The following is a 17,853-nucleotide window of genomic DNA, read 5'->3' as shown; positions in this document are numbered from 1 at the left end:
CACCTAGATGGTTCCCATTTCTTTGCAAGGCAATTCGGTTTATATAGATTGATTATAACACCATTTCCTCCTTCGCTTCTCCTCTTTGAACCTGAGCAAGCGTTTGTGGGTGGTATGACTGGTCCAAAACTGTGAATTGCAGACTTCGAATAGGAAAATGAATGCATAGCCATTGAGCAGAGTGCTGCATGATCAATCTAAGTACTTCTCGGGATATAGCAGCTTCTGCAGCCTCAAAAGGATCGCCGCCGCTTGCTCTCGGACCAGCGTCTGCCGCGGATTGAACTTGCCATCGCTGCCGACCATCACCTTATACTCGTTGACGGCTTGGATAGCGTGGAGACTCGTCGCGGATAGACCCTTAATGTCTCCGAACGCCATTCGACCCTCACTGCCGAAGGTTGCTAATCGACCAGCATTTGCGGACATCATCGCTGCCTCTTCGCGGGTAATCGTACGCTCTGGCTCGAACCGACCGGATGTACGGTCAGTAATGCCGAGCTTTGCAGCTCTTGCGATTTCGTCGCTGTACCATTTGCCCACTGGAACATCATTAAAGGGAGAGCTGCCAGCAGGCAGATCCGTAGCGCCGTGTACCAAGCGGAGCAGCATGGCTGCGAATTCAGCGCGAGACAACGTCTTTTTCGGAGCCAGTACATTATCCTTCACGCTTACGCCCTGGATGTAACCTTCATAAAGCGCATGTGCCATATTTTCTCTTGCCCAGCCGGCTACTTGATTAGCATCCTTAAAGTCAGCCAACGGAGGAGCAGAGACCGATAAATAGTAAAGATTTTTGGCCACAGCAGGCGCAGCATCCTTCCGATACCCAGTTAGCGTAACGACATGCACACCGGAGGGCATTCCCGCAAAAGCCACTTTCCCTTTCGCATCGGTCACCATCGTCTTCCCACCGACTGTCACCGTTATATTCGGCGCAGGCAGTTGACCCGATTTACGATTTGCTTTCTTAACGAACAGCTCGAAAAGTGAATTTGCTGAAGGCCGTCCTTCTGCTAGTTTGCCGTTCACATTTGAGCCATTAACAACGACTAAGTCGATAACCTCAGTTGTGTCCGAACCATAATAAAGCAGCAATCGACTTCTATCACTAAGAACATTCCCGCTGCCAGCATTTTCTGGGAACATCCAACTTCCATCTCTACTGTACTCAGCGAACTTCCATCCATTCTTTCCGCCGTATTGGAGGACGTCGATACCCTTAATCGAGGTGATTGCCTTCTCCCCGGAAGAAGCTGTCTTCATTTCGTAGGCAATTCCTTCTTGCTTAAGGAAAGCAAGAGCTGTATCTATTGCCTTACCGCCACTAGGAACGCGTCCTTGTGCGATCGTACCTGTAGGCCCCTCGATCTGAATAATCGAACTGCCCGAAGCCAAATTCAAGTCATCGATCAGCCGTTCTTTGCCATTCACATACAGCTTATAAGCGGTCAACGCCAAATAAGCGTGGAGCGTCGCCGTCATATCCAAAACGCCATCGCTGCGCTCCGAGAATCCACCTTCATCCAATCGACGAGACATCAGAAAATCAAGCGGCTGGGCGCCTCCCTGCTGCGCGAACGCAGCAGCGTCCATTCGTTGCGATGACAGTGCAATGATAACCTGTGCTGTCGCCGCTGTGCTGAAGTCGAAGCCGCCGTCGATTGATTGCTGCATGCGCAGCCACTCCAGCGCTTTCTGCTCTGACTCCGTCAGCTCCCGATCTTGCGTTCTCGAAATGAGTGACAATCCTGTCAAAGCTACAGCCGTTGCCATAGCACTACCTTTCCCATTAACGGACTCGGACCAGCTTCCATCTTTCAACTGCTGATTTGTGATGATATGAGAAAACGCGTCAGGATACCAGAAAGGGTTTGAATTAGGAGAGTAGGGACTGGAACTCTTCGCCACGACATAAGCGGGTACGAGTTCATATATTCCCTTCTTCTCAAGGTCAGGATTGTTCAAAACGGCTGAGAAAAAATCAAGACCAGCGATATTATTAATGTTTCTGCCGCCAGCAGCAGCATAAGCGATCACCGTTCTTGTCATATCTGTATACGTATCAAATCTTCCGCCATTATTTAATATGACATCTGCTTTCTCCTCCAGAAAGCCTTTTGGAACTGCTCTGCCGTTCTTTGCAAATCCGATCGCCGCCCAATCCGAAAACGGTTTCTGATCATATAGCAATTGCTCCGCTTCCTTTAATGCATCCTGCATGTCTGTTGTGAAGGCCAGCGAACGATCGACCTTGCTGCTCGCGTTCACGCTGCCGCCAGATGCCAGCTTCTCCGCCGTATTAGCTGACGCGACGCCAACAAGCAGCTGCGACATCAGACATCCAGCCAGAAAGACGCGCCCCATTCTCATTATTAAGTTCAATCCATTTTGTTTCATTCGTATTGCTCCCCCTCCTGCAAATCAACGCAAATCGCTTTAATGGTAAAATTTACACTAATTGTTAGACGGTACAAAACCTTATTTGTTTCGGCTGATTCGAATAAATAAAAACGGCGATAGACAATGGCGTCATTATGACGTCCTAGTCTGTCGCCGTATAGTTGGAAAATAGCAGACTGGATCAATCCCATACCTGATCCAATTTGTCTGAATAAAAAAGGGCAGCTCTCTTGTACGACTGAATTCCGTCATCAGCGCTCGTTTCGGCTAATTGCTTCAATAAAATTTCCATTGCCTTGTCGTAAGCCTTCAAGTTGTATTGAACCATCGCATAAAACACCTGAAACTCTCTACGTTCTGGAAACTCTTTTATTGCTGCTTCAAATATACGTTTTGATTCATCATACATGCCTAAAGTACGATATGTACTTCCTAGGCCTAACAATGCCCCTTCTCTTTCTTTACCTACTAATCCTAGTTCCAATGATTTTTCATAAAAAGGGACGGCTTTCCTTTCGAGTCCCATAGCATCATGAACCCAAGCTAGTTGATACCATATTGAAGCGTTCTGCGGCTCTTCTTTGACTAAATCTATCAGCAATGTCTTGGCTTCTTCCAGTTTCCCTGCTTCTCTTAAACTTATGGCGGTATGAAGCTTATCCATGATATTCATTCCTTTTAAAATCAATTCGTTTCGTTTATCGTATCATATTTGAGAAATCAGTCTAATTCTAGTTTATTTATAAACAAAATCGGATCTGATCCTATCAAAAAGAGCAGGCTGCCGTGGCAGCCTGCTCTTCTGTGATTTTTATTATTAACCTAGCTTACACCTGCAAAGAATGTTTCGCACGGGCGATCTGTGTCGCTTCAACCATATTGCGCAAGGAATCAACGGTTTCTTCGAGTCCACGTGTTTTAAGTCCGCAGTCTGGGTTAATCCAGAATAACTTCGGATCAAGCACACGCAAAGCGCGTTCGATCATACTCGTCATTTCCTCCACTCGCGGAATACGCGGGCTGTGGATGTCGTATACGCCTAAACCTATACCCAGCTTGTAAGTATTCAGCTCAAAGCTATGAATCAATTCACCATGACTGCGTGAAGTCTCGATGGAGATAACATCTGCATCCATCGCTTCAATGGAATCAATCATGTCATGGAACTCGCAATAACACATATGCGTGTGAATTTGCGTCGTATCCTGAACCGTGCATGTAGTCACACGGAAAGCTTTGACAGCCCAAGCTAAATAGTTGGCTTGGTCTTCTTCCTTAAGCGGCAGACCTTCGCGAACCGCAGGCTCATCAACCTGAATCATCCCAATGCCCGCTTGCTCAAGCGCTTCTACCTCTTGTCTAAGCGCATAGGCAAGCTGGTAAGCGATTTGCTCACGCGTAATGTCATCACGGACGAACGACCAGTTCATGATCGTGATCGGTCCCGTAAGCATTCCTTTAACTGGACGTTCAGTCTTCGACTGAGCATACTTCGTTTCCTCGACAGTCATTGCTTCTTCAAACGCTACATCTCCAAAAATAATTGGCGGCTTCACGCAGCGGGAGCCATACGACTGTACCCAACCGAACTGAGTGAACGCAAAGCCCGCAAGCTTCTCACCGAAAAACTCAACCATATCTGTCCGTTCAAATTCGCCATGCACGAGTACATCCAGTCCGATTTCTTCCTGAAGCTTAATCCAGATATCGATTTGCTCACGGATGAAGCTAGCGTATTGTTCATTGTTCCAATCACCCTTGCGCCATTGTTGACGGGCTTTGCGCACCTCTGCGGATTGCGGGAAGCTGCCAATTGTCGTCGTTGGGAAAATCGGCAATTGCCATTTTTTCTGTTGGGCAATATGACGCTCAGAAAATGGCAGATTGCGTGTTGGATTCTGCACGCTAATAGCGGCTACGGCTTGCTGAATGCTGCTGCGATTGCGCTCGCCTGATTGCTTAAGCGCCTCTAGAGCAGCATCACATTTCTCAAGCTCAGCAGTAATGAAAGCATCTTCCGAAGTAACTGCTTTCGCAAGAAGAACAATCTCATCCAGCTTCTCATCCGCAAATGCTAGAGCACCCTTTAGTTCAGACAATAGCTTAGTCTCATTTTGCACTGTGACTGGAACATGAAGCAGGCTGCAAGATGACTGTACAATTAGCTGTTCAGCCGTTACGACTTCAGCCAACTCTTTCAACAATGCCAATTTATCGCGAAGTGACGCTTTCCAGATGCCGCGGCCATCAATGACTCCTGCACCTAGAACCTTGTCCTGAGGGAAGCCAAATTGTTTAATGGATGACAAGTTTACGGACAAACCGTGTACGAAGTCAAGCCCAATTCCTTTGACCGGCAACGCAACGATGTCAGTATAGTTTTCTACGGATTCGAAATACGTTTGCAGCATGATGTTTAGATTAGTTACCGATGCAGCAAGCGTGGTATAAATATTTTTTAGGCGACTGCGATCAGCATCGCTAAGTTTTGTTACCAGAATTGGTTCATCTATTTGTACCCACTGAACGCCTTCTTTTTCAAGCTCTTGCAGGATCTGCACATAAAGCGGCAGCAATCGATCCAGCCAAGCATCCGTCTCTGATTGACTATATCCTTTGGACAGCTTCAAGAAAGTTAATGGGCCGACAATAACGGGTTTTCCCTCGATACCGAGCTTTTCTTTAGCTTCCAAATATGCGATAAGCGGCTTATTCTCTGTAAGTACAGGTGCTGCTCCGTCCAGTTCAGGTACGATGTAGTGATAGTTGGTGTTAAACCACTTGGTCATTTCGCTTGCCGTTGCATCCTTCGTTCCGCGGGCAATGCCATAATAAACCGACAGTGGTACTGAACCGCCTTCGTAAGTGAAGCGCTTCGGAATGATCCCGAACATCGTTGCTGTATCAAGAATGTGATCGTAATAGCTGAAATCATTGACCGAGATAAGGTCGATGCCTTTCTCCTGCTGCTTGCGCAAATGATTCAAACGGATTTCTTGAAGCTTGCCATGGAACTCTGATTCTTCAAGCTTGCCTGCCCAGAACGCTTCTAGCGCCTTCTTCCATTCCCGATCCGCACCAATACGTGGATATCCCAAAACACTGCTTTTCACCATCTCGTAACACTCCTATACAAATTGTTACAAGAAAGATAACACGTATTCACTGTTATAGAGTAACTGGATTAAACTATATCTAGTCATAGCCTTAAGCTATACCCGCATTTTTATTTGCCAATCGCTTGTTTGAGCGCCTCAATATATGCTGATCCAAGCTTGGATAAGGAAGCATTTCGCTGCGAAATCCAACCTACATTGATCGTCTCCTCGCAATCGAGCGGTACTGGAATAATCTCATTGCCGTTTAAATCAGCGCTTAGAACACCAGTCGATATCGTATATCCGTTTAGTCCAATTAGGAGATTGAACAGCGTCGCCCGATCGTTTACACGGATACTTTTTTTATGAGTCATCGTACTTAAAATTTCTTCTGAAAAATGAAAAGAATTGTATTCGCCTTGGTCAAAGGACAAATAGGGATAATTTTGAAGCTGGTCAATGGTCACGATGGATTGATTGGCTAACGGGTTATTAATGCTGATGAAAATATGAGGCTTAGCTGTAAATAAGCTAATAAACTGTAAATTCGCCGTTTTGAGCAGCTTATTGATTACCTTCCCATTGAACTCGTTAAGATACAAGATTCCAATCTCGCTGCGCAGGCTTTTAACATCTTCAATAATTTCGTAGGTTTTAGTCTCACGTAATGTTAATTCATATTCTTCCTGACCATACTCGCGAACCAAACTGACAAATGCATTCACTGCAAAAGCATAATGCTGAGTAGAAACCGAAAAATGCTGCGGCGAAGGCTTGGCATTCAGGTAACGGCTTTCCAACAATTCCGCCTGCTCAACGACCTGCCTAGCATAACTTAAAAACTCAACACCTTCCTTAGAAAGTGAAATTCCTTTATTAGATCTCTCGAAAATCTCTAGCTGCATTTCCTCTTCCAGATCCTTAATGGCATTGGAAAGACTAGGCTGAGAAATAAACAACCGCTTGGCTGCCTCATTAATGGAGCCTCGATTGGCGACCTCAATTACGTATTTTAATTGTTGTAGAGTCAATGAAATACTCCCTTCTAACATCCTGCTTGTCTTTCTTATATTATACATATAAAACAAGCCAAACATTGCATCGCCTGCCGTTTAAGCATAAGAAAAAGGAACCCGAATTGCAGCGGATTCCCAAACGTTCTTTAAAGCTATCGCTGGAAGACTGACTTTACGTCCATCCTTCAGTTTTTCGCTATAGCACTGCTTTCAGTACAATCATTCAATATACCTCTACTGATGAAGGGTGCGATCGACACCAGTGCTTTTAAGCCTTCTTTCTCAAAAGCTTTTTTTGCACATTCGTCAATTGCCTCTGTACTTATAAATGGCGCCAGCGATACAATGGCATTTATGCCCTCTTTTTCAACGGCTATCCTCGCGCATTCATCAATGACTTCTTTACTAATAAACGGGGCGAGTGACACAATGGCAGTTATGCCTTCTTTTTTAACCGCCATCCTCGCACATTCATCAATCGCACACTGACTAATAAATGGGGCCATCGATACGAGTGAATGTATACCTGCTTTTTCAAAAGATTGCTTCGAGTACTCGTCAATCGCAGATTCACTCATAAAGGGAGCTAACGATACGAGTACATAAATGCCCTCTTTTTCAAACACCTGTTTTGCAAATCTGTCTATCGTCTCATCACTAACAAAAGGAGCAAGAGCCAAAAGATCGCCTATTTCAGCAACCTCCTCTGCATTCGCAACGAATTCATCCACTTGCTCTGTTTTGAGCAATGGTGCAATTTCGGAAATATCTTTAAGTGAAACTTCATTATGTTGTAAATAATCTTCTGTTGAATGATCCAGCATACTTCTAAGTAGTTCAGTACCTTTGCCTTCGTCTAAAATCTCATCGATACTGACATCAAAAATTTCTGCGATCTGGGGAAGCTTAGAAATATCAGGCATCGTCTCTCCCCGCTCCCAATTGCTCACCGCCTGATAACTGATATTAAGTCTGTCTGCTAATCCCATTTGGGTAATTCCGATCTTCTTCCTTAGCTTTGAAATATTTCTGCCTACCTTCATCATATCAAACACTGTCATCACCCCTTCATTCAAGATACTTTCAGTGTATATTTGACCCTTCTTTTTGTATATCAAGCGGTGCTTGAGCCCAGAATTCCTCAAACCAGATATAATTCAAGTAGTGCTTGCAAGGCCCCGCGATGCTGATTCAACCAGTTATTTCGTGTTTGAAATTGATGGAGTATATAGTTGAAGTTAGCTTCAATCGATTTCCCTGAGTAATGCTGACCTATATAAATATGGAGAACTGCAATATGATAAATCTGCGTCATGAGCTGCAAATGATTAGTTTCTTGTATAGTTGCCTTACGAAAAACGGCATAGCCCTTAATGTAGGCTTCAGTCATTTCCAAAGATCCATCCGACATTTGCAAAATATGATTAAGGCTAATGACAAATTCCATAAAACTAGCATCAATCGAAGTGAAATCAAAATCCAATACGCCACATATGTTGTTGTTTTGGGACAATAGGTTGAATATGAGCATATCATGATGAACGAGCTGCCTTGGCAAACTTTTTAGCTGGTGGATAGACATCTCAACGGACAAAATCATATTTTTATAGAAGTTCAGGTGGGATTCAGAAATGTAAAATGGCGGATTTTCAATAAAAGAAGTTATAGCATTACGATGGGAAAGTGGATGAAGATCATAAATATCTGAGAAAGCTTTTCCATGGTGGTCTAGCAGATCAGTTTCATATTCGCTCAGAGTTGAAGAGATTTCTCCAACGACCTGACCAAATTTCAAGGCTTGTTGTGTTTCTACTATTTCTGGTACACGGCCTTCAATAAATAATACGACCGCACCTAAAGTACCGTCTGCTAGTTGTATGTATTCATCCCCATTGAGCGTCCGAAGAAATACAGGCACTTGAAATGTAAGATTACGGCCACTTAAAAATGAAGTTATTTTCGATTCCATTTCCATGCTTTGTACATTTTTCGTATGGCGATCGTAGATGCGAACTACATATTTTCGATCATTAATTTTAACAATCTTCGTGAGGTTTGTTAGACCAAAAGGAACGGACTCGATTTCATAGCTCGGATGAATAAAATAATAGTGTATTAGCTCATCGATTACTGTCTGCATCATATCCCCCTAATCCTAATAAAGAATTCTATCCTTCTATTTCCGAGCTTTCACAATGAGAAAATGAGGATTAGTCGAAAGACGATCATACCAACGCTTATACCAATCCATAGCATCTGGTTTATCTTTAAAAGCTAAATCCGGCTGCGGCTCGATGATTTGATCAATGATAAATTGGGCAGATGTGACATTCAGAATCTCTTGAAGAGGCCTCCTATAAAATGTAACCTCCACTGGGCCAGATTCTTTCTTGTTCCAGGTTTCCATAAGCAGCTCGTGAGCGAAATAATCAGGTCTTTCAAAATGTTTAAAGTCCATAAATGGATGATGTACGGAGAAAATAACTTGTCCACCCGGTTTCAATATGCGATGGAATTCTTGAAAGGTTGGCGCCCAATCATCGATATAGTGCAGGGTTAATGAGCTTACTATAAGGTTGAATGTTTCGTTTTTAAATGGGAGGGGCTCAGTTAAATCACAAGCGAATACTTCTGCCTCATGACCAACTCGCCTTTTGCATGCTTCTACCATAGCAGGACTCAAATCAATAGCCGTTACTTGAGCACCGCGCTTTAAAAATTGCTCCGTGTACCAACCTGCAGCACAGCCAGCATCAAGGACTGTAAGTGAATTCATATCATTTGGCATAAGTTTCATCGTTGCTGGCCGCTCATAATAAGCGTTGTGCCCACTCTCAGTATCCACATGCTTTTCGTAGTCTTTTGCAAGTTTGTCGTACGCTGTGACAACCTTTTCCTTCATTTTGTTCACACCCTCCTATTTCTAGCTATAACAGCAGCTTGATAATACCATAATTTTTCAGTTATGAGGTAAAAGACAGCCATAATAATGGCTGTCTCCTTTTGGATCATATGATTATATTTTAAGAGCTGGAAAAAATGCTAGAGATATGCTCACAAATTTCATCCATAACCTATCAAAAACAAATTTGAAAAATGCCACGTAGAAATAGCTAGCGGGATAATGGATAACAGCTTAAGCCAATTTTTTTTAGCTGCAAATCCGACCACTAACATGATTACTCCTATGATTAACAATACAATTAGTGCTAAAAATGACATATTGATGCCTCCCAGCTCGTAATCCAGCAATCATCTGCTTCCTTACAAATCAATTCTAATAAAAACCTTTTCTTGAAACGAGTACCAACTTTTTGTAGTACCTGTTCATATATGATCTCTATCATCTTGCTTGATTGTTATGAGAAGCTTGCCAGTACAGAGCGTTTAAACGAGGTTAATCAAGGTCAGTGACTAGCTCTTCTGCCCTACTCTTTAATTGATTATTTCGATGCTCCAAAAAACTTTTCATGTACCTTCTTAATATCAATCTCTCTGTAATCCATCCAACTATTCCAAACGGAGCTTCAAAAACCAATATGTCTTTCATTAATGTCATTCCATCATGTTCCTCAAATATATGCTCATGTCTTAAACTTTTAAAAGCCCCCTTGCTCATTTCGTCTACAAAAAGATAGGGACTTTCATATTCCGTAATTTTCGAGGTTAGTTTTTGTCTGATTAGAAAATGAGTAGCCAGAAAGGTCACGGTTTCTCCCTTATTAATCATGCCTTCAATCGTTCCTGCTATAGCCCTCTCCTTCGTATGTTTCCAGACCGTTTGAGTATGTACTTCTATATTCCTCGCTAAGTCAAAACAATGATGTATTGGAGCATTTATAAGAACCTCGGTTTTAACAGTAACCAATCCAAACACCTCATTAAGCTACAATTACTCTTAAAGCCAGCATTGTACCCATTTTTAAAATAACTCTTTAGGCAGCCCATGATCAGAAATAATTAATAAACACCTTCCCGAGCTGCAACTTCATTTTATCATTACTGGAAATTCACTGCCTGTCAGCATAATAAAATAAAGTTTTAAAATTTTTTTTGGAATCTGTCGATTTTCAAACTTCTCATTCGTTGTCTAAATAGAGGCTGAGTTCATCGGTTATCTACAAAAATAATCCAAACTATGGGATGAGAGGATGTTATAAGATGGCAAAACACACAACTTATATGATGTCGGAGGACGCAAAAGCTCAAGCTGAGTTCTATACTCATGCACTTGGTGGAGAGATCCTGTCCGTTATGACGCATGGACAGCTTCCTGATGCAAAGGAAGAACTCAAGGATAAAGTTGTTAACTTGAGTCTGATGGCTGGAGGAATTCACTTTTTAATGTCCGATTCTGTATTTGAACCCATCATTCGCGGAAATGCCATACATCTGTGTCTCGAGTATGATGCAGAGGCTGAAGCCCGCGAAGCCTTCGATAAGCTAGCTGTAGGCGGCAACATTAAATGCCCGTTAGAACCCGCATTTTGGGGCACATTATTCGGACATATCGAAGACAAATACGGCGTAATGTGGATGATCACCACCACTGGACCAACTGCCTAAACAATAATTGCAAGAGCAAAGCCCGCCCGAAAATAATATCGGGCGGGCTTTTTTGGGGACTGCACAACTGCAACTCTTCCACCGTAGTTATCCGTTAGCTGAATATACTTGTGGGGATTTCGCCATCGGAAAAGTAACGGATTGCCTTACCTTTTTCTTCAGCATATTGAATCTCTTTTTTTGTACTGTTGCCTATATATCCATCCACATCAATTACGAATATTTCATCAGAAATATCTATTTTTCTTAAATGCAGATGCCCTAGTAACTCTGCTTGTTCTTCTGTAATTTTAAAACCATCACTTTGTTCAAAAAAAGCAACACTAATAACAATATTGCCTTGAAGTGTAAGAAACGCGTTTGCTTTTTCAAATTGATCTTTGAATTTTGTAGAACCGCATAAAGTTATTACTGCCATGTTCAATTCCTTTCTGATGATGTTCTTATTATGTGATATCAACTTGAAAAAATCTTTATTCTCCACTTTTTCATGTCAATGCACAGCTGTTACTCTTGAACTTACTCTGTGTACCTAACTACTCGCCAAAAAAGGCTCTATGTGAATGTGTACGTAGGAAATGCTGTGCAATTCAGCAATACGTTTCTCAATTTGTTCTGAAATGTCATGGCTTTCTCCTACATTTAGCTGATGGTCTACGGCAATCGTTACGTCTACCAGTTTGTTATTCCCGTGAATACGAGCTTTTATATCAATTATTTTCTCTACACCTGGGGTATCGGAGACGGTTTGTTTAATGGTTTGAAGTTCTTCATGATCAAAACCGTCAGTAAGCGCATGCGAACAATCACGAAAAATATCCCATGCTGTTTTACAAATAATGATGCCTACAATTAGAGCTGTGACTGGGTCAAGCCATGGCAAGCCAAATTGTGAACCGATGATGCCAACAAAAGCGCCCATGCTTACAAGAGCATCCGAACGATTATCTTGTGCGGCCGCCATCATTGCGTGACTGTTTATTTTTTTTGCTAAACGAATGTTGTAAAGGTAAACGAAATAAATGGCTATGGCACAAAATAGGGCAGTCCAAGCTGCAATAATATCAGGTGATTCAATTGTTGGAGCTCTGAACTTCATAACCGTCTGATACAATACTTGTATACCAACAGCGAACATTATAAAAGAAGCGATTAGGGCAGCTACCGTTTCAGCTCTGTAATGACCATACCGATGGTTTTTGTCCGGTGGTTTCCGAGATATTTTAAGCCCGATCAACACGGCTATAGAAGCAATAATATCGGTTGAGTTGTTCAGACCATCAGCTGATAAGGCTTCGGAGCCAGTGAGGAAACCTATAATTAACTTTATTGCGGACAAGAAAATATAAGCGCCAATGCTCAGCCATGCACCTTTTTCGCCTTGTTTGATATCATCATACGTATCTTGCACTTGTTTCACTCCCAGTCGGTTTTGCAGAACAAAACCTATGTTACTTGATAGAATGCGTGTGGGTCTAGAGAAACAGTTTTGTTTTTGGCATCAAAAATAAGCTCAGACAAACAGTGTTGCACAGCCCCAATTTTTAATATCGAATCATGCAACTGGCAAATAATAAAACTGGCCTTCGATTACACACAAAAAAACAGCAGCCTTATGGCTGCTGTTTCGTTTAAAAGATACGATTTTTAGTCAAAGTTTCCCGTCAGTTCAATCGTTTTTGTGGCGACACGGTCGTGAAATTCACGATCATGTTCCACGAACACTATGGTCGGTGCGTACTCATGCAGCAGCTCCTCAATCTGCATCCGGGAAATGACGTCAACAAAGTTCAGCGGTTCGTCCCAAATATGCAGATGAGCCTCTTCACATAGACTTCTCGCGATCAGAACCTTTTTCTTCTGTCCACCGCTAAACGCCGACATATCCTTCTCAAACTGGATACGGGCGAAATCAAGCTTTCGCAGCACGCTCTTAAATAAACTTTCGTCGATTCCGTGCTCTGCTGCATAATCAGAAAGTGACCCTCTCAGATGAGAAGTATTCTGGGATACATAGGAAACGCGCAGCTGAGGATCAATCCGAAACGTACCCGTATAGTGAAGCGCCTCGCCGTTTAGCAGGTGGAGCACACTAGACTTACCCGAACCGTTTGGACCCGAAATGGCGATCCGATCCCCTTGTTCGATCGTCAAATTAACGTTCTCGCAAACTGATTTTTCACCGTAATAAATCGAGACGTGATCCAGCACAGCCAGTTCGGATTTGGAATACGCGAGTTGAGAGATCACAAGGCTTTCTGACTGTTCAATATTTCGAAGCAGTTTCGATTTCTCTTCAACAGCGGCATTTTGCCGCTGCTCAATGGATTTCGCGCGTTTCATCATTTTAGCAGCTTTGTGCCCGACATATCCTTTATCCAGCTTGGAACCAGAGTTTCGTGTGCCGTTTTTCGATTTTTCAATCTCGTGGGACCAGCCGCTCGTGCGTTTGACAGAGCTTGATAAACGCTCGATATCTTTGTACAGCTTCTCGTTTTGTGCCAATTCGAACGTGTCCTGGCGAGTTTTGTTCGTCCACCAGCTGGAGAAGTTGCCTTTTTGAATTTCTATATTTGTTTTGTTGATCGATAAAATATGATCGACACAGCGGTCGAGAAATGAGCGGTCATGTGACACAAGAATAAAACCGCGCTTCGTGTTTAAATAATCACCGACGAGTTTACGTGCATGCAAGTCGAGATGATTGGTTGGTTCGTCGATGAGCAGAAAGCGATTGTCCTGGATGAACAGCACGGCAAGCAGTACCTTCGTTTGCTCGCCTTGGGACAGCGTTTCGAATGGCCGGTACAACACATCTTCCGAAACCTTTAGCAGATTCAGTTCACGCATCAGCTTCCAGCGCTCATAGTCTGGCACGATTTCTTCGATGACGTCGACAGTCAAATATTCCGGATGCTCGACGGGAAACGGAAAATAATCAAAGGCAACGGGTGCGGAGATCGTACCGCTGTATTCGTATTTCCCCTGCAGCAGGTTAAAGAACGTCGTTTTTCCCCGACCGTTTCGCCCTGTAAACCCGAGCTTCCAGTCTGTATCGATTTGAAAATGAACATTTTCGAATATGAGGTCATAGCTGCCTGGATAGGCAAAAGTGAGATTAGATACTTGAATCGCGGGCATGGCGATCATCCTTTCGTATGAAAATAAAAAAGAGACGCAAGAAAGGTGCTTTCTTGCGTCTCTAATCCATACGAGGAAATACAGCCCCATTTTATGGGACTGGATGACTATCCGGATAGGGAGCGCAAACGAAATGCAGACCTTTCTTGCAGAGACGAAATAAACCAACCACAGCGGATCGCTGAGTTCGTTCTTTTCGTGATCTCACAGCAAGAAAGTTCTACATTGTATTCGTTCAACTCCCATCATCAAAATTAGGTACAGTTTATCACAATCTTAATTTAACTACAACCAGCGAAGTCCCATCATACGCTCTGAGCCATTTAGTTCTTTTCGATAATAGATTCTCGAAGGCTCTTAGAAAGACTTTTGACAACCAGCTCGTAAGAATGATCAATCATTTCAAAAACATCCGACTCTGGCAAAGAACCGTCGATCGTAATTGTATTCCAATGTTTTTTATTCATATGGTATCCTGGTCGAACAGCCTCATGCTGTTCCCTTAAGTTTTCCGCAATTATCGGATCACATTTCAGGTTTAAGCGAAGATGCTCCCCTTTGTCCTCAAAAATAAACGCGAATATTTTACCTGCAACTTTGATGACCAATGGTTCGAATCCGAAGGGATAATCTTTAGACGCCCCGTTCTTCGTTAAACAGTATTCGATGATATTATTCTTCAAAACAGCAGCTCTCCTTCTACGATGTTAAAATGACTCATTATGAATTTATCCTACAGCTCAGCTAATGGCTTTACAAATTTCATAATCGGTTAAATCGATATCCACTTCCATTCCTAGTGCTAGCTTAGCCAACTGATCTCCGATATAAGGTCCCATCGTCAAGCCGGAAGCCCCAAGACCGTTCACCGCAAGCAGTCCCTCCCAATCTGGAATGGCGCCTATAACCGGAAGAAAATCGGGAGTAAAAGGGCGAAAGCCTACTCTTACTTCCTGAAATGTACTATCTGCCAGATCAGGTGCGAATGGAAGACATTTGCTTAAAATTTCATGCATTCCACCGGATGTGATCCTCGTATCATAACCTTCAATATCATTTTCATGAGTTGCCCCTATGACGATTTTTTGCTGATCAAAGGCGAGCAAATATTGATCGGAAGGCGGCATAACAACCGGCCAGATGCCAGTATTCTGTTTGGCATCTGGAACCTGCAAGTGCATGATTTGTGCTTTCTGATAACTCACTTTAAAATCAATGCCCAACGGTTGCAGCAGCTGCCCAGCCCAGGCCCCTGCACAGACGATCACGATGTCAGCCGGATAATTAATTGCCTCAACCGTTACACCCGTTATTCGGTTGGATTGATATTCAAGCCCAGCATCCCCATAGATAAGCTCAGCCCCATTCCTCTGTGCAGATCGAAGCAAAGCATCACGCAGCGCACGGCCATCCACACGGGCGGCTCCACTAATATGAACGGAAGAATATCCTTCAACGAGCAGCGGGAAGAGCTCTCGGGTCCGATGTTCATCAAGCTGCGTAATCTCACCGATTTCTGGAGCTTCTTCTAAACGCTTGTATGCTCTCGCTTCCATTTTCTCGATTTTCTCCGAATCCATATGTATACTGAGGGCACCTACCTTGGCATATCCGGTTTCGGTTTCCCCTTCACTTTCCAGCTCTTCAATTAAAACAGGGTAATAACTCGCTCCAGCCTTAGCAAGGCGATACCACGCCTTATTGCGCCGCTGCGACAGCCAAGGACAAATAATGCCAGCTGCTGCATCCGTAGCCTGTCCTTCATCTTTCCTATCGATAATGAGGACATCTGCACCCTGCTTAGCCAAATGGTATGCAGTTGATGCTCCAGCAATTCCTGCGCCAATGACAATGATCTTCATGATGATTTCACTTCTTTCTATAATCGCTCTTCTCATTATAACGAGATCCCTCTCAAATAGAAAAAGCCGCGTATGACGTGGCACTTTAAGTTTCACATGAAGTGCAATGGTCTATTATCTAATTTTAATCATCTGACATATCCGTTAACGATATAGGTATTTCAACATAATCAGGTCCTACAATCTTTACACCATCTTTTTCATCTGAGCCCACCGCAACCGAAATACTGAATTGATCTGACTCTTGTATTGCCTTTTTATCAGAAACTAAGTCAATCACAACCGTTCCTGTACCGCCTCCCGTTGATTTATAGGCGTCTCGTCCTCTTCCAACTTCAATTATCGCTCTCCATTTATTTTCTGTATCCGCGGTAGTCAATGTCGTTATATAGTCCGTAGGTATGGATTTTGTTTCTTTTTCAGGATAACTGCTTGTAATGTTTGAAATATACCATTTATCAGGAATATTGAAAGCAACACCACCCCAGTCTTTAGGGTCGATTGAAATCGAAGCAACAATCTGAATATGTTCCGGAATTCCTTTGTCTCCCTTGATAAATAATGTTCCTTTTGCTGATGTATTCAAATCTGTAGAATCAGAACTCACGCTAAAACTTCTGGTTTGAACTATCTTTTCGTTAACTGCTGTTTTGTGAATAAATTTCTCTTGTCTTGATGACAGCAGTAAAATTAAAATGGTCACACTAATTATTAATACAGCAAGCAAAATGTATCTCGCTTTTATAGTCATATCTGCCCTCCTTAGCAGTCCACATAACTTTACCTTTTACGAAGCAAATCAGCTTCTAAATACTTTGTAAGGTAAATCGTTACTCCCAAATGATATTGTATAAATATCTTAACATATATTGGTTTTTCATCCTTATTGAATTAATCTTTCAGTTAGACACACACTTACCACTAAAATAAAAACAAACATAAGAAAAGACCGCCATCGGCGGTCTTGGACTTACAGCGACAGCACGAACAAAAAAAGCAATTCCCTCTCAAAAAGGAATTGCTTTACCTGTTGTTTTTGCTACAGGTCCCAGCCAGGCAGCATCGTCTTCGTGTTCTGAAGCATTTTCTCAAACAATGCTGCGCCAGCTTGATTAGGCAGACTGACAAGCGGATCGTTCATGAAAGCCTGAAACGCCAAGGCTTTGTCTTTGTTTAAGGCAGCCTGAAGTGTCATTTCCTGATTCATTACATGCGGCAGCACCAGCTGCTCCACCTCAGGAATGAGCCTACCAGCAAGAATCGGGCTTACGTGGTTATAACCGAATACAGCGTTCGTCTCCACGACGGTTCCCGCCGGCAAACCTTCGATCTGTCCGCGATTCGGCATATTTACGTTCGTAATCAGCCCGCCCATTCCGAGTAATGCTTTTATCATCTCGATGCCTTCCTCTCCGGTAGGCTTCACCTCGAATGCTTCCTCTCCAGTTGCTAGCCGCTGGCCCTTGGCATAAAGTTCTGCCACGCTCCCCCAAATCAAGCAATAGAAATGAAGAGGGCAGGGATTGTTCCTGCCCTCTTTATGATAGATGATGCCCTATGCTTATCGGGATCAGCCTGTCGCAGGGCTGTTTAGTAAAAAAAGRGCCGCCCGCCGGCCGGAGGCCACTGAAAAAGTCCGTTAGATATAAAGGCACAGACCCTCAATATTTTGAGGGCGCTGTGCCTTTTTTCTTGTATACTTTCAGTATCACGTCGGAAGGGTGAATATCATGTTCCAGCCTCAACTCTCATTTGCACTTAGTCCGT

The 17,853-nt window shown here is 43.1% G+C and carries 16 protein-coding genes; 1 reads left to right on the top strand and 15 read right to left on the bottom strand.

The annotated features are described in order from the left end of the window. Positions 1 to 192: 192 nt before the first annotated feature. From AC1DPK_RS11125 to AC1DPK_RS11090, 8 genes are all read right to left on the bottom strand, one after another. Positions 193 to 2,400, bottom strand: coding sequence for an S-layer homology domain-containing protein (locus AC1DPK_RS11125; RefSeq protein WP_477510339.1), 2,208 nt, complete (start codon positions 2,398 to 2,400; stop codon positions 193 to 195). A gap of 184 nt (positions 2,401 to 2,584) precedes the next feature. After that, complete coding sequence (locus AC1DPK_RS11120; protein WP_477510338.1) at positions 2,585 to 3,067, bottom strand: tetratricopeptide repeat protein; 483 nt, start codon at positions 3,065 to 3,067, stop codon at positions 2,585 to 2,587. A 163-nt stretch (positions 3,068 to 3,230) separates the two neighbouring features. After that, on the bottom strand, positions 3,231 to 5,519 hold the full coding sequence (gene metE, locus AC1DPK_RS11115; protein ID WP_441880698.1) for a 5-methyltetrahydropteroyltriglutamate--homocysteine S-methyltransferase: 2,289 nt from the start codon (positions 5,517 to 5,519) through the stop codon (positions 3,231 to 3,233). Between the two features lie 110 nt (positions 5,520 to 5,629). Next, entirely contained in the window at positions 5,630 to 6,532 is a 903-nt protein-coding gene (locus AC1DPK_RS11110) for a LysR family transcriptional regulator (protein ID WP_076267414.1), read from the bottom strand. A 170-nt stretch (positions 6,533 to 6,702) separates the two neighbouring features. After that, complete coding sequence (locus AC1DPK_RS11105; protein ID WP_441880699.1) at positions 6,703 to 7,563, bottom strand: helix-turn-helix domain-containing protein; 861 nt, start codon at positions 7,561 to 7,563, stop codon at positions 6,703 to 6,705. A 95-nt stretch (positions 7,564 to 7,658) separates the two neighbouring features. Then, on the bottom strand, positions 7,659 to 8,660 hold the full coding sequence (locus AC1DPK_RS11100; RefSeq protein ID WP_477510337.1) for a phosphotransferase: 1,002 nt from the start codon (positions 8,658 to 8,660) through the stop codon (positions 7,659 to 7,661). Between the two features lie 33 nt (positions 8,661 to 8,693). Next, on the bottom strand, positions 8,694 to 9,419 hold the full coding sequence (locus tag AC1DPK_RS11095) for a class I SAM-dependent methyltransferase (protein WP_477510336.1): 726 nt from the start codon (positions 9,417 to 9,419) through the stop codon (positions 8,694 to 8,696). Between the two features lie 495 nt (positions 9,420 to 9,914). Then, complete coding sequence (locus AC1DPK_RS11090) at positions 9,915 to 10,385, bottom strand: SRPBCC family protein (RefSeq protein ID WP_477510335.1); 471 nt, start codon at positions 10,383 to 10,385, stop codon at positions 9,915 to 9,917. A gap of 293 nt (positions 10,386 to 10,678) precedes the next feature. Here AC1DPK_RS11090 and AC1DPK_RS11085 point away from each other — a divergent pair, with 293 nt between their 5' ends. Then, on the top strand, positions 10,679 to 11,083 hold the full coding sequence (locus AC1DPK_RS11085) for a VOC family protein (RefSeq protein ID WP_477510334.1): 405 nt from the start codon (positions 10,679 to 10,681) through the stop codon (positions 11,081 to 11,083). Positions 11,084 to 11,177: 94 nt separating this feature from the next. Here the strand turns inward: AC1DPK_RS11085 and AC1DPK_RS11080 are convergent, their stop codons facing one another. The 7 genes from AC1DPK_RS11080 to AC1DPK_RS11050 all read right to left on the bottom strand — a co-directional run bounded on the left by AC1DPK_RS11080 (position 11,178) and on the right by AC1DPK_RS11050 (position 17,569). Continuing rightward, on the bottom strand, positions 11,178 to 11,501 hold the full coding sequence (locus AC1DPK_RS11080; RefSeq protein ID WP_477510333.1) for a hypothetical protein: 324 nt from the start codon (positions 11,499 to 11,501) through the stop codon (positions 11,178 to 11,180). Positions 11,502 to 11,615: 114 nt separating this feature from the next. Continuing rightward, a complete protein-coding gene (locus AC1DPK_RS11075) occupies positions 11,616 to 12,494 on the bottom strand; it encodes a cation diffusion facilitator family transporter (protein ID WP_477510332.1) in 879 nt (292 codons plus the stop codon). 236 nt (positions 12,495 to 12,730) lie between these two features. Then, the gene (gene abc-f, locus AC1DPK_RS11070; protein WP_477510331.1) at positions 12,731 to 14,224 is read right to left on the bottom strand and encodes a ribosomal protection-like ABC-F family protein; all 1,494 of its coding nucleotides are present in this window, start codon (positions 14,222 to 14,224) and stop codon (positions 12,731 to 12,733) included. A gap of 323 nt (positions 14,225 to 14,547) precedes the next feature. Next, positions 14,548 to 14,907: an MmcQ/YjbR family DNA-binding protein gene (locus AC1DPK_RS11065; RefSeq protein ID WP_076267250.1), complete on the bottom strand. Its 360-nt coding sequence runs from the start codon at positions 14,905 to 14,907 to the stop codon at positions 14,548 to 14,550. Between the two features lie 57 nt (positions 14,908 to 14,964). Then, positions 14,965 to 16,089, bottom strand: a complete 1,125-nt coding sequence (locus AC1DPK_RS11060) for an NAD(P)/FAD-dependent oxidoreductase (RefSeq protein WP_477510415.1) — start codon at positions 16,087 to 16,089, stop codon at positions 14,965 to 14,967. A gap of 121 nt (positions 16,090 to 16,210) precedes the next feature. Next, positions 16,211 to 16,837: a hypothetical protein gene (locus tag AC1DPK_RS11055; RefSeq protein ID WP_477510330.1), complete on the bottom strand. Its 627-nt coding sequence runs from the start codon at positions 16,835 to 16,837 to the stop codon at positions 16,211 to 16,213. Positions 16,838 to 17,125: 288 nt separating this feature from the next. After that, positions 17,126 to 17,569, bottom strand: coding sequence for a family 4 glycosyl hydrolase (locus AC1DPK_RS11050; RefSeq protein WP_477510329.1), 444 nt, complete (start codon positions 17,567 to 17,569; stop codon positions 17,126 to 17,128). Positions 17,570 to 17,853: the final 284 nt, after the last annotated feature.

It is taken from the genome of Paenibacillus sp. 01T424 (assembly GCF_056398745.1).
This window is presented reverse-complemented; position numbering and strand designations above follow the sequence as displayed.

Bases quoted from the DNA above. Each gene is read 5' to 3' on its own strand.
- AC1DPK_RS11125 (WP_477510339.1), bottom strand. From the start codon at position 2,400: ATGAAACAAAATGGATTGAACTTAATAATGAGAATGGGGCGCGTCTTT.
- AC1DPK_RS11120 (WP_477510338.1), bottom strand. From the start codon at position 3,067: ATGGATAAGCTTCATACCGCCATAAGTTTAAGAGAAGCAGGGAAACTG.
- metE (WP_441880698.1), bottom strand. From the start codon at position 5,519: ATGGTGAAAAGCAGTGTTTTGGGATATCCACGTATTGGTGCGGATCGG.
- AC1DPK_RS11105 (WP_441880699.1), bottom strand. From the start codon at position 7,563: ATGATGAAGGTAGGCAGAAATATTTCAAAGCTAAGGAAGAAGATCGGA.
- AC1DPK_RS11100 (WP_477510337.1), bottom strand. From the start codon at position 8,660: ATGATGCAGACAGTAATCGATGAGCTAATACACTATTATTTTATTCAT.
- AC1DPK_RS11095 (WP_477510336.1), bottom strand. From the start codon at position 9,419: ATGAAGGAAAAGGTTGTCACAGCGTACGACAAACTTGCAAAAGACTAC.
- AC1DPK_RS11085 (WP_477510334.1), top strand. From the start codon at position 10,679: ATGGCAAAACACACAACTTATATGATGTCGGAGGACGCAAAAGCTCAA.
- AC1DPK_RS11080 (WP_477510333.1), bottom strand. From the start codon at position 11,501: ATGGCAGTAATAACTTTATGCGGTTCTACAAAATTCAAAGATCAATTT.
- abc-f (WP_477510331.1), bottom strand. From the start codon at position 14,224: ATGCCCGCGATTCAAGTATCTAATCTCACTTTTGCCTATCCAGGCAGC.
- AC1DPK_RS11055 (WP_477510330.1), bottom strand. From the start codon at position 16,837: ATGACTATAAAAGCGAGATACATTTTGCTTGCTGTATTAATAATTAGT.